Here is a 12,738-nt window from a genome sequence, read left to right as displayed (position 1 = left end):
ATGCCGTATCGATCAGGCCTTGGCGCGGATTCGCTCGGCCGCGTCGGCCATCATCCTGGCGCCGCGTTCGCGCAGCTCGTCATCGGGCCGGGGCAGGACGATCGGCCCGCAATCGCGCGAGGGAAGGCGGACGGTGGCCGTGGCGCGGCAGGTCACTTCCTCGCGCTGGTTGGTGCCGGTGATGACCATGGTGACGGTGCGATTGTTGCCATCCTCACCCTTTTCCATGACCTTGCCGGTCAGGAGCGTGGTGTCGCCGTGGAAGTTGAACCCGCGGATCTCGGTGTGGATGTCGGCGATCCAGGCGTCATCGCCCATCCAGTTGGTGATCGCGTGGGTCATCCAGTTGGAACGCATCTGGCCATAGTCATAGGGGGCGGGCAGGCCCAGATCCTGGGCGCGTTCCTGGTCCCAGTGGACGCGCATCATCGATTGCGGCACGCCATACTGGTCTTCGCTGTAGAAGGCCTTCAGCTTCTGGCGGGTTTTCCAGTTGTAGCGGAACGGTCCGCCGCCGTAAGTCGAGGCGAGGCCCCAGCCGAGGTGGGCGGCGATGATGTCCATCACGCCCAGCGGGCCCTTGACGATGGGGACGATCTCGTCACCGACCGCCACGTCTTCCCACCAGCGCGGATTGGCGCCGCGAATTTCCTCGGCGGCGTACTGGGCATCGATCCTGGCGATTTCCTCGGGCGTATAGACATGACGCTTGAGGTCGGCGTGCTTGCTGACTTTCTTCGATCCGCTGCGCTCGGCATTGACGAAATGCTCATAACGCACCGCGACCGGCTCGCCGTTCTGGTCGACGAACAAGTGGCGGATGCGGTCCAGCACGGTGCGTCCGCCCGAGAAGGAGGACTGCTGCTTGACCTCGACATTGTCGACCGAAAGCTCGCGGTAGATCACGTCGCCGGGGCGGATCGGGCGGAACAGCTTCCACTTGGTGCCGACGTTGTAGCGCCCGACATTGCGGTACAGCCCCTTGAACAGCGCCTTCTTTTCCGGCGTTTCGTAAGGCGGGGTTTCGCTGATCCCGGTGGTGATGGCGAAAAGCGGCGGCGCGATCGGGCCGCGCCAGCGCGACTTGGCGGCGTGTTCGGCGTCATGCCACAGCGGATTGTCGTCAGCGAGGAAACCGAACGCGAAATGGCGGATCACGTCATGCGAGATGAGCGTGTTGAAGGTTTCCTCGTGCAGGAACTGCGGGATACCGATCTGGGCGCGTTCGCGTGCGATATCCTCGTCGGTGATTTGGCCATCTATGGCCTTGGGCATGCTTGCTTCGGCGGTGTCAGACATTGGGTTCTCCTCAAATTCTGCGATTATGTTTCTACCGGGGGAAGGACCAGGCGGACTTCACCCCTTTGCCATCTCCAGCACTTCGGCGCGGATGATTTTCAGCGACGGGGTGCGGGGCAGCTTGTCGGTAAAGCGGAAGGCGGCGGGCACCTGATAGGGAGTCAGGTTGTCGCGCGCGAGCTGCTCGAGCTCGGCCGCGTCGGGTGCGGGCTGGCCGGGACGCGTTTCCACAACGGCCACCGGCACCTGGCCTAGCCGGTGATCGTCCACGCCGACCACGGCCACGTCCCCCACCAGGGGATGCTGGCGGAGTACCCGCGCCACATCGTCGGGGAGAACCTTGAAGCCGCCGCGCACGATGGCGTCGTCGGCGCGGCCGCGGATGAACAGGAAGCCGTCCCCGTCGATCGCGGCGAGATCGGTGGTGGATATCCAGCCTTCGGTCTTGCCTTCGATATTGACCTCGAGGATGCCCATTCGCCCGTCGGTGATTTCCACGCCGCTTTCCTGATCGACGACCCGTAGCCGGGCACCGGGCACCGGGCGGCCCACGCTGCCGCGCTTGGCGGCGGCGAACTGTCTGTGATCGCCCAGGGTCCAGCAGGCGGCTCCGCCGAATTCAGTGGCGCCATAGTCGATCAGGATCGGAATGCCGTACTTTTCCTCGAAATCGGCCTGCAGCACGGGATCGAGCGGCGCGGTGCCGCTGCGCACGGCGATGAGGCTGGACAGCGCATCGCGCGGAACATCGGCATCCCAGATCATGCGGATCATGGCGGGCACGAGCTGGATCACCTTGGGCCGATGGCGTTGCACCGCGCCGATGGTGTGTTCGATCGAGAACTTCTGCTGCAAGGCGATCGGCCGCGCCGACCACAATGCCAGCAGCGTGGAAAACGATCCGGCATGGGCCAGCGGACGGAACACGATCGAGGGCGAGCTCTTGATCCGCAGATCTTCCTCTTCGGGCTTGTCGCTGCGCTGGCCCACCTGCAGGGCCTTGAGGATGGCTTCCTCCGACTGGGGAGAGCGCTTCGGCGGTCCGGTCGTACCGCTGCTCAGCCGTTCGACGACGTAGTCCGGCATGGGATCGCGGTGCGGGCCGGGGCCCACCTTTTCCAGGCCCTCGATAGGAACGACGGTGCCGCCGTTGGCATCCAGCGATACCAGCAGGCCGGCGGTGCCAACCTCCCGCGCAGCCTCGATCAAGCCTTCGAACGACCAGAAATGGCTGCTGCCCAGGATCACCGGGAAACGCTGTTCGCGGATCTCGCGCGCAAGGATCTTGGCCGGTATGTGCGGATTTATCAGGGCGGCGCAATGTTCGTGCATGGCAAGCCCCGCCATGCCGGCAATGGCGCCCGGCAGGTTCTCTGCCGCCCAGCCGATAACGTCGTGGTCCTTGGCTCCGGCAAGGCGGACGGCATCGCCGATCGCGTCGGCCAGCGCCTCGATCTGCGACCAGCTGAATGTGGTGCCTTCGAATTCCAGCGCCCAGCCGTTACCGCCCAGTTGCAGAACCCGGCGAATTCGCTCTGCCAGACTCATCGTTCCAATTCCTCGTTCGATCCCAAATCTCCGGTTCGATTTCCACGCTTCGCTTGATCGTTGCCCGAAAACCCGAACTGCTCCCTGGACTGCACGTCCCTTCAGACACGGCAGAATCACCAAGAACAAGAGCACCCCTGGTCATTACCATGAGAGCCGAGCTTCCAGCGATCGCCGCGAGCCGCAGAACATGGGCGCACTTCACCATTCCGCCTCATGCGAACGGGGTTTTACCGCAAGTGAGAGTATCGCATGCGGTCAGGGTGAATGACACATGCCGTGCCAAATTGTCCTCCCGGCACTACTGACCTAAGTTCCCGGTCGGAACGCACGCCAGGCCACAGCGGAAACTGGGGCCGGGCGTGCCTGTCGTCAATTGTGTCCGCGGCCTTGGATTTCCATCGAGGGTCGCGGGCTGGTCGTGGTTTTTGCGTGGTTTCCGAAAGTCCCCCGATGCATGTTCCGGGGATGAAATCACTAAAGTAGGGGAAAGGCCTGGATGTCCGCCCAGAAGTACGAGGGGCTCGACGCGATCGCCGTCGAGCGGCGCGGCGCGGTGCTGTGGCTTGCGATGCGCAGGGATCATCGGCCGAACGCGGACCTGACCAGGATATTCCGCGAAGTGAACAGCGATCCCGATGTTCGCGTGGTGGTGCTGACCGGCGAGGCGGAGAAGGTCTTCTGCGTCGGCGGCGGCGGCAAGGGGACCTGGGCCACGCCGGAAGAGCGCGACGCCTATTGGTTCGGCGGCATGCAGCTGGCACGCGATGTGATCGTTGCCGCGCTCGATTGCGAAAAGCCGATCGTCGGCCGGATCAACGGCCACGCGGTAGGCAAGGGCTGTTCGCTGGCGCTGTGCTGCGATGTCACGGTCATGGCCGAGGAGGCCAAGATCGGTGATACCCATGTGAAGATCGGCCTCGCCGCCGGCGACGGTGGATCGCTGCTCTGGCCTTATTTCGTCGGACCGCTGCTGTCGCGGCGCTATTTGCTGACGGGCGACCTGCTGACCGGCAAGGAAGCTGAACGGATCGGCCTGGTGACCGAGTCCGTTCCCCGCGCCGAGATCGACGCGCGCACCGACTACTGGACCGGCCGTCTCATGGAGGGCTCGCCGGCCGCCGTGACGATGACGAAGCGCGCGCTCAGTGCCTGGGTGCGCAAGCAGGCGGCCGAGCATCTCGATATGTCGCTGGGCCTGGAAACGCTGACTTTCATGACCGAGGACCACCGCGAAGGGGCGGCGGCGCTGACCGAAGGACGTCCCGCCAGGTTTACCGGGCGCTGAGCGCGGGCAACCTGGCGCGAGTTCGGGTGGATTAAAGAACAAAGGTGAAGCAATGAGCAAGAATGGCGGCCCGCTGGAAGGCGTCCGTGTGCTGGAACTGGGGCGACTGATCGCGGCGCCCTTTTGCGGGCAGATCCTGGGCGACCTAGGCGCCGACGTCATCAAGATCGAGCGCGTCGGTTCCGGTGACGACATCCGCGGCTATGGCCCCCCGTTCCTTGGCGGCAAGGAGGGGGCGGGTTCGGCGTCGGCCTTCTACCTCAATTTCAATCGCAACAAGCGCTCGATCGCGATCGACTTCGGTACGCCCCAGGGGGTCGAGCTGATCCGCAAGCTCGCGGCCGAATGCGACGTCTTCATCGAGAATTTCAAGGTCGGCGCGCTGGTCAAGTACGGGCTTGACGAGGCAAGCCTGCGCAAGGTGCGCGAGGACATCATCTATCTGTCGGTCAGCGGCTTCGGGCAAAGCGGCCCTTATGCCGGCCGTCCGGCGACCGACGTGGTGGTCCAGGGCATGAGCGGGCTGATGAGCGTCACCGGCGAGGCCGATGGCCCGCCCAATCGCGTCGGCGTGCCGGTCGTCGACATGATGACCGGGCTCTATAGCGCGGTCTCGGTGGTCTCGGCGCTCTATGGCCGCGCCAAGGGCAAGCGCCACGGCGACTGGGCGCGCGTCTCGCTGCTCGATTGCGGCATGGCGATGATGGGCTCGCAGGCGATCATCGCGCAGCTCAGCGGCGAAGTGCCGCTGCGCATGGGGAACGACGGGCAGGGCTCGGCGCCTTCGGGCTTGTTCTCCTGCCGCGACGGCGAGGTGCTGTTGCAGGCCGGCAAGGACGTCGATTTCGCGAAACTGTGCGGCGTCCTGGGCATGGAGCACCTCTTGCAGGACGTGCGCTTCGCCGAACGCGCGCGCCGCGTGGAGAACTACCACATCCTCCAGCCCATGCTGATCGAGGCGATCGCCAAGTGGGATCGCCAGGCGTTCTACGACGCCCTCGTCAACGTCGGCGTGATCTGCGGCCCGGTGACGAACGTCGCCGAGGCGCTTGCCGACCCGCAAGTGGTGGCCAATCAGGTGGAGGTCTCGGCCGGCCACCCCGACGATCCGGACCTGACGCTGATCGGCTCGCCGATCCGTTACGGCGACAAGATCGATCCCGTCCGGCGCCATCCTCCCCGCATGGGCGAGCATAGCGCGGAAATCCTGACCGAACTGCTGGGCATGGACCAAGCCGCCATCGCCGATCTCGCGGCCAGCCGTGCAATTCAGGTCGATCCGGGCTAGATCGATCCGGGCCGAGGCTTCGGCCGGAAGACTACGAACGCGCCATTCGCACGCATGGGATCATGTCTGACTCCCCCTAGAGGGGCGAGGCAACTTCCCCGACCGTCGAATGGGTAACAACGGGATATGCATGGGGAAAATCGGCCCCGGCCGCGTGTTCCGAAAACAGGTACATAGAGGAGATCGGGTCGGATGGACTTGTCCTACTCCGAGGAAAATGAGGAATTCCGGGCCAAGCTCCAGGAGTTTCTGAAGGAAAATTGGCCACTGCCGGAATCCATCGGCGACCTGAAGCAGCGTGAAGAGGAATTCCGCCGGCGCGCGACCGAGGCCGGTTACATGATGCGCTCGATTCCCAAGGAATACGGCGGCTCCGAACAGCCGCTCGACTTCCTGAAGGGCGAGATCATCCGTGAGGAGATCAAGAAGCACGGCGCCCCGACCGAGGTGGTCCATATCGGCACCGGTCGTGTCGTTCCGGTCCTGCTGCAGCATGGCACGCCAGAGCAGAAGGCTTACTGGATTCCGCCCACGGTGCGCCGCGAATTCATGTGGTGCCAAGGCTATTCCGAGCCGAACGCGGGCAGCGACCTTGCCTCGCTGAAGACCCGCGCCGAACTGGTGGGCGACAAGTGGATCATCAACGGCCAGAAGATCTGGAGTTCGGGCGCCCACAAGTATCCGTTCATGGTGGCGCTGATCCGCACCGAGCCGGAGGACGTGGCCCCGCGCCACAAGGGCATTTCGTATTTCCTGCTCGACTTGCGCCAGCCGGGCGTCGAGATTCGGCCGATCAAGCAGATCTCGGGCGAGCCGGAATTCAACGAAGTGTTCTTCACCAATGCCGAAGCCCCGATCGACGCCGTGGTCGGCGGGCGCGGCAACGGCTGGAACGTGTCGCGCATGCTGCTGCGCTATGAACGCGCGGCGTTCTCGGGCATCAACTGGGCCGATCACCTCATCCAGCGCTGCGTCAGGACCGCGAAGGGGACGATGCGCAACGGCAAGCCGGCGATCGAGGATCCCGCCGTCCGTGCCGACATCGCCCGGTTGCAGGCGCGGGCCATGGCCATGCGCTATTCGGCCTATCGCGACATGTCGATGGAAGCCGTGGGCGAGCCTTCGGGCGATTACATGATGCTGCAGAAGCTCTATCTCACCGAGATGCTGCTAAAGCTCGACGACATCACCCGCGACCTGCTGGCGGACGACCTGATGATGATGAACCCGGGTATCGATACCGACGGGCTCAAGGGCAACGCCAAGTGGGTCGATGCCTCGCTCCAGTCGCTCAAGATTCGCATCGCTGGCGGCTCGTCCAATATCCAGCGCAACATCATCGGTGAACGCGTCCTCGGCCTGCCGCGCGACGGCGTTGGCGTGAACGCCCGTTCCAACCGGGAGGCAAGCAAGTGAAGTTTCGTCTCGACGAGGACCAGCAGCAGCTGCAGGCGACCATCGGCAAGATCCTTGCCGCCGATCGCATCCAGCCCCGCGTGCGCGCGGTGATCGACGGCAAGAAGGCTTGGGACGAAGAGACCTGGCAGGAACTGGTCGAATTCGGCCTGACCGCGATCATCGTGCCCGAAGAGAACGACGGCATGGGCCTGTCGCTTATCGAACTTGCGATCTGCGCCGAGGAACTGGGCCGTTCCACCGCCGCGGTGCCCTTCCTTGGGCACGTCCTGGCGACGATCGCGATCGTCGAGGGCGGTAGCGAGGAGCAGAAGGCGCGCCTGCTGCCCGGCCTCGCCTCGGGCGAAGTGCTCGGTTCGATCGCGCTGACCGAGGGTAACGACACCTGGGCACCCGCCGATTGGCGCATGGCGCCCGAAGGCACGACGATCTCGGGCCGCAAGCGCAACGTGCCCAATGGCGACATCGCGCAGCTTGTGGTGGTCGGTATCGAGGGCGGACGGCTCGGCGTCGTGGAAATGGCGAAGCCGGGCGTCTCCTGCGAGACTTTCGAATGCCTCGACCTGACGCGCCCGATCTGCTCGATCGATTTCGACAAGGCCGAGGTCGAACTGCTCCAGAACGGCCCCGCCGCCGCGACGCGGGTGTGGGATGCGGCGCTCGCCCTGCTTTCGGCCGATGCCTATGGCGGTGCCTGGAAGATCACCGAGATGGCGCGCGACTATGTGCAGGTGCGCGAGGCGTTCGGCGCCAAGCTTGCCGAATTCCAGGCGATCAAGCACCAGCTTGCCAACGTGGTGGTCGAAGTGGAACCGACGCGCGGGCTCTACTGGTTCGCGGCCTACACATATGCCCGCATGCCCGAGAAGGCGAGCCACGCCGTCTCGCTGGCGAAAGCGCAGACCACCGAAGTCTATGATATCTGCGCGCGCATGTGCACCGAACTGCACGGCGGCATCGGCTTCACGTGGGAATTCGACGCGCATGTCTGGCTGAAGCGCGCCATGTTCGATACCGCGTGGGGCGGCAGGCCGCAGCGCCTGTTCCTGCGCGCAACCGAATTCGTTGACTGGTGAGGCGCCCAGGCGGACATAACGCACCGACAGAACCAGAAAACCGGGACGAGAGAGGCGCAAGGCAGTGAGCAACTGGGACGAGACGGCGGATTTCGTGATCGTCGGCAGCGGCGGCGGTTCGATGTGCGCCGCGCTGGCCTGCGTCGATCAGGGGATGCGTCCGCTGATCCTCGAAAAGGAGCCGCTGGTGGGTGGGTCCACGGCGATGTCCGGGGGGATCATCTGGGTTCCCGGCAACTCGCTGATGCGCGAGGCGGGTGTCGACGACTCGCCGGAACGGGGCCTCGAATATCTCCAGGGCCTGGTGCCCGAACAGCCCGGATCGACCCTGGCCCGCAAGAAGGCCTATGTCGAAACCGGTCCGGCGATGATCGACTGGCTGCGCGCGAAGGGCATCCCGATGGTCTATTGCAAGGGCTGGTCCGACTATTACGACGAGCAGCCCGGCGGTCAGCCGCTGGGTCGCTCGCTCGGCATGGCGTTGTTCGACGTGCGCAAGCTTGGCCCGTGGAAGGACAAGCTTCGCCGCAACTTCCTGCGGCTGCCGGTACAGGGTGTCGAAGGACACAAGATGACGCTGGCGACCCGCACCCTGGCCGGGGCGCTGACCAGCATCAAGGTCGGCGCGCGGATCGTCAAAAGCAAGCTGCTGGGCACGGAATACGCCGGTAGCGGCGCGGCCATCCAGGGCTGGATGCTGTTCACCGCGCTCAAGGCCGGCATCGACATTCGCACCGATTGCCCGACCACTGATCTGATCGTCGAGAACGGCAGGGTCACCGGCGTCGTCGCACGCCGCGATGGCAAGGACGTGCGGATCGGCGCCACCCGCGGCGTGCTGGTGAATGCCGGCGGCTTTGCCCGCAACGCGGAAATGCGCAAGCAATACGGGCCGCAACCGTCCTTCACCGAATGGACCGTTTCCAATCCCGGCGACACCGGCGAAATGCTCAAGGCGGTGATGGGCCTGGGCGCGGCCACGCATGGTCTTGACAGGGCGATCTGGGTGGTTTCCTCGCGGCAACCCAACGGCAACATCGGCGTCCATGCCAACGAACTCGCCAAGCCGCACCTGATCGTGGTCGACAAGCACGGCAAGCGCTTCACCGACGAATCCTGCAGCTACATGGAAACCGGGCAGAACATCTACAAGGCGGGCGCCGTGCCGTGCTGGGCGATCATGGATAGCCGCCACCGCGCGCGCTATGCCTGGGCGTTGACGCCGCCGCGCTATACCCCGTCGGAGTGGATCAGCAGCGGCTACATGAAGAAGGCCGCGACGCTGGAAGAGCTGGCCGGGAAATGCGGGATCGACAAGGCCGGCCTGGCCGAGACCGTCGCGCGCTTCAACGGTTTCGTCGCCGCCGGCCGCGACGAGGATTTCCATCGCGGCGAGCGCGCCTATGACCGCTATTTCGGCGATCCGACGCACAAGCCCAGCCCCACGCTGGGCACCGTGGACGAAGCGCCGTTCTACGCCGTGGAGCTCTATCCCGGCGATGTCGGCACGTATGGCGGGCTGGTGACGGACGAGAACGGCCGCGTCCTCAAGGACGATGGCAGCGTGATCGAAGGTCTCTACGCCACCGGCAACGTCACCGCCGGCGTAACCGGGGCGGTCTATCCCGGAGCCGGCGCCAGCATCGGCGCCTCGTTCATATTCGGCTACCGAGCCGCCCGCCACGCCGGCGGAGCCAACAGTTGAGCCCCGAGCGGGCCCCATAACCGGAGAACCCTGGATCCATGCCTTCGTACAAGTATCTTCGCACGGAACTCGACGCTGACGGTATTCTGACGGTCATGCTGGATCGCGCGCCGGCCAATGCCGTCGATCGCGACATGTACATCGAGATCGCCGACTTGTTCAATCATGTCGACCGGGTCGGCAAGGGGGTGCGGGTCATCGTCCTGGGCGGGACCGGCAAGCATTTCTGCGCCGGCAATGACCTGGAAGAATTCGCCAATATGACGCCGGAGAACGGCACGGAGCGGATGTGGCGCGTGCGGGAGGCGTTCTACGCCATCTCGGGTTGCGCGGTTCCGGTCATCGGCGCGATCCACGGCGCGGCGCTGGGCACCGGCCTCGCGCTCTCGGGTTCGTGCGATTTCGTGGTTGCCGATCCCGATGCCAGCTTCGGCCTGCCGGAACTGACCGTCGGCGTGATGGGCGGGGCACGGCACCTGGCGCGCATCGCGCCGTTCCCCCTGGTGAGGCGGATGTATTTCACCGGCAAGCCGATGTCGGCGCAGGAACTGTTCGCGGCGGGCGGCTGCCTGATCGTCTCGGAGCCGGGCAAGCATGTGGAGGAAGCCAAGCGCCTTGCCGCGCGGGTGGCGGCCTACAGCCCCACGGCGGTGCGCGCTTCGAAGCGCATCCTGGACAAGGTCGAGTGGATGGACCTCGAGACCGGCTACAAGTTCGAGCAGGCGGGCACCGTGCGCATGAGCGGACACCCGGATTCCAAGGAGGCGCTCACCGCCTTCCGGGAGAAGCGGGCGCCGCGATACCTGCCCGATATCGACCTGACGATGTTTGATTGATCGCAACCGGATGCCGGTGCGGGGGAACAGCGGTTCCCGCCCGCGGCCGAACGAGTACGAGGGAGAATTCCAGTGAAGTTGCAGGATAAGATTGCATTGGTGATCGGCGCGTCGTCGGGCCTGGGCAGGGCCTCGGCGGAGGCATGCGCGGCCGAGGGCGCGATGGTGGTGCTCGGGGACATCAACGAGGAGCGTTCAAAGGCCGTGATCGAGGGCATCGTCGCCAAGGGCGGCAAGGCCAAATTCATGTACACCGACGCGATGAAGGAAGCCTCGATCGTCGAGACGATCGCGGCGGTTGCCAAGGAGTTCGGCCGGCTCGACATCCTCGTGAACAGCGCCGGCGCGCCGACCGCCGCCGACGAGGCCGGATGGCACTTCCAGATCGACATGTACCTCAAGGCGCCGTACTTCGCCTGCCGCGAAGTTCTGCCGATCATGGAGGCGCAGGGCGGCGGCTCGATCATCACCATCGGCTCGCTTTCCAGCGTTACCGGCTCGCTGGCGCAGAAGATCGAGGGCACCGGCTATCCGGCTGCGAAGCATGCGGTGCTGGGGATGACCAAGACGCTCGCGATTGCCAACGGCAAGCACAACATCCGCGTCAATTGCGTGTGCCCGGGCTACATCAAGTCCGAATTGACCCGGCCCCTTTATGAGGCCGAGGACGGCGGCGCGAAGCTTATCAACGAGACGCTGAAGGTGCCGCTGCGCCGCTGGGGCGAGCCCGAGGAAATCGGCAAGGTCGTGGCCTTCCTCGCCTCGGAAGACGCTTCCTTCATCACCGGCCAGGCGATCCTCGTCGATGGCGGGTTCATGGCGCGCTGATCGCGTGCGGCAGGGAAATCCGGGAAAGGTCGGGACGATGAGCGAACTTCGATTTGACGGAAAAGTGGTTCTCATCACGGGCGCCGGACGCGGGGTCGGACGCTCGCACGCGCTGGCATTGGCATCGCGCGGGGCACGCATCGTCGTCGCCGACCGGGGCGTGGCGCTCGACGGAACCGGCGGTTCGGACGGTCCCGCCGGCGAAGTCGTGAACGAGATCCGCGCTGCCGGCGGCGAGGCGGTGGCCAGCTGCGAATCGGTGACCGAGGAAAAGGGCGTCGCCGCCATGATCGAGACCGCGCTCGACAGTTTCGGCCGGCTCGACGTTGCCATCAACAACGCCGGCATCAATGGGCCGGAACTGTTCGAAAATCACGTTTTCGACGATTTTCGGCGCATGATCGATGTCCACTACTTCGGCACGGTCCTGGTTTCGCAGGCCGTCTGGAAGCACTTCATGAAGAACGGCGGCGGGCGGATCGTCAACACCGTGTCCGAAGGTCCGCTGGGCATTCATGAAATGATGACCGCCTATGGCGGCGCCAAGGGAGGGGTGATCGGCCTTACCCTGGCGCTGGCTGCCGAAGCACCGAAATACGGCATCGCGGTCAACGGCTTCTCGCCGCGCGTGGCGACACGGATGTCTTCGCCGGAGGTCATGTCGCACGTCTATGGCCGGCCGCCGGAATCCTTCGCCAGGCTGGGCCAGATCTTCCCGCCCGAGCTGTGCTCGCCGGCGGCGGTCTATCTCGCGCATGAGAGTTGCCCGCTCAACGGCGTCCTGCTGGCCTGCGGTGGCGGGCAAGTGCTGCGCACGGCGGTCATGCAGAACCAGGGCCATACCAGCGAAAACCTGACTCCCGAGGAGATCGCCGCCAATGTCGACAAGGTGATCGACATGAGCGCGGCGGTGAACGTCGGCGTCGGGGTCGGCAAGCATGAGGCTCAGCCGAATGCGAAGCTGGCCGGCGGCAACCAGACGACGCTGCAATCGGCGCATTGAACCAACTGCCGGAAACGGCCTGACACGCCGGCGAGCCGGACGTGTCAGGCCAAGTCTCTTCATCTTCCCCCCTTTTGCGAGGCGGCGAAGCCGCCGAAGCAATCCAGGGCAAGGCAAAACCGCCTTGGCCATGCCGCGCTGCCTTCGGCGGCTCGCAATGACGAAGGCAACGGGACACAAGGAGGCTTGGCATCAGGCCCTTTCGCGTCGCCCGGGCGCGCCGCGACCGCTCGCATTCGTTGCCGCGCTTCGCAAGCAACCCTCCCCATCATTCCCGGCGTCCTGGCAATCGCCTGGCGAAAAGCCCCTTCGCGCCGATTCGAGAGCTGGCGCCATGGCTTGATCGATGCGATCAAACCACCTTGAGCCATGCCATCCCCACTTTGGCCATAGGCAAGATTGGGGAGGAGGCTGGCCGAAAAACAAGCATCGAATGAGTCAAGACAGGGGA

Annotated in this window: 10 protein-coding genes; 8 read left to right on the top strand and 2 right to left on the bottom strand. The window is 65.0% G+C overall.

Annotated elements, in window-relative coordinates; translation table 11 throughout:
- Nucleotides 1-12: 12 nt before the first annotated feature.
- Nucleotides 13-1,299 (bottom strand): FAS1-like dehydratase domain-containing protein, encoded by a 1,287-nt coding sequence (locus tag BM052_RS07050; RefSeq protein ID WP_091144870.1) that lies wholly within the window; start codon nt 1,297-1,299, stop codon nt 13-15.
- A 57-nt stretch (nt 1,300-1,356) separates the two neighbouring features.
- Nucleotides 1,357-2,847 (bottom strand): class I adenylate-forming enzyme family protein, encoded by a 1,491-nt coding sequence (locus tag BM052_RS07045; RefSeq protein WP_091144869.1) that lies wholly within the window; start codon nt 2,845-2,847, stop codon nt 1,357-1,359.
- A 499-nt stretch (nt 2,848-3,346) separates the two neighbouring features.
- Between BM052_RS07045 and BM052_RS07040 the strand changes: the two genes are divergently transcribed.
- The 8 genes from BM052_RS07040 to BM052_RS07005 all read left to right on the top strand — a co-directional run bounded on the left by BM052_RS07040 (nt 3,347) and on the right by BM052_RS07005 (nt 12,287).
- Complete coding sequence (locus BM052_RS07040) at nt 3,347-4,135, top strand: enoyl-CoA hydratase/isomerase family protein (RefSeq protein WP_091144867.1); 789 nt, start codon at nt 3,347-3,349, stop codon at nt 4,133-4,135.
- Between the two features lie 52 nt (nt 4,136-4,187).
- Nucleotides 4,188-5,423, top strand: coding sequence for a CaiB/BaiF CoA transferase family protein (locus tag BM052_RS07035; protein WP_091144865.1), 1,236 nt, complete (start codon nt 4,188-4,190; stop codon nt 5,421-5,423).
- 192 nt (nt 5,424-5,615) lie between these two features.
- Nucleotides 5,616-6,839, top strand: coding sequence for an acyl-CoA dehydrogenase family protein (locus BM052_RS07030; RefSeq protein ID WP_091144862.1), 1,224 nt, complete (start codon nt 5,616-5,618; stop codon nt 6,837-6,839).
- The gene (locus tag BM052_RS07025) at nt 6,836-7,915 is read left to right on the top strand and encodes an acyl-CoA dehydrogenase family protein (RefSeq protein WP_091144859.1); all 1,080 of its coding nucleotides are present in this window, start codon (nt 6,836-6,838) and stop codon (nt 7,913-7,915) included. The genes BM052_RS07030 and BM052_RS07025 overlap by 4 nt, the downstream gene beginning before the upstream one ends.
- Before the next feature lie 64 nt (nt 7,916-7,979).
- Nucleotides 7,980-9,620, top strand: coding sequence for an FAD-dependent oxidoreductase (locus tag BM052_RS07020; protein ID WP_255406006.1), 1,641 nt, complete (start codon nt 7,980-7,982; stop codon nt 9,618-9,620).
- 38 nt (nt 9,621-9,658) lie between these two features.
- Nucleotides 9,659-10,456, top strand: coding sequence for an enoyl-CoA hydratase-related protein (locus BM052_RS07015; RefSeq protein ID WP_091144857.1), 798 nt, complete (start codon nt 9,659-9,661; stop codon nt 10,454-10,456).
- Nucleotides 10,457-10,528: 72 nt separating this feature from the next.
- Nucleotides 10,529-11,284 carry an SDR family NAD(P)-dependent oxidoreductase gene (locus tag BM052_RS07010; RefSeq protein ID WP_177198363.1) on the top strand — a complete coding sequence of 252 codons (756 nt, stop codon included), beginning with the start codon at nt 10,529-10,531 and terminating at the stop codon, nt 11,282-11,284.
- 37 nt (nt 11,285-11,321) lie between these two features.
- On the top strand, nt 11,322-12,287 hold the full coding sequence (locus BM052_RS07005; RefSeq protein WP_177198362.1) for an SDR family NAD(P)-dependent oxidoreductase: 966 nt from the start codon (nt 11,322-11,324) through the stop codon (nt 12,285-12,287).
- Nucleotides 12,288-12,738 lie beyond the last annotated feature (451 nt).

The organism is Novosphingobium sp. CF614 (assembly GCF_900113255.1).
Lineage (GTDB): Bacteria > Pseudomonadota > Alphaproteobacteria > Sphingomonadales > Sphingomonadaceae > Novosphingobium.
This window is presented reverse-complemented; position numbering and strand designations above follow the sequence as displayed.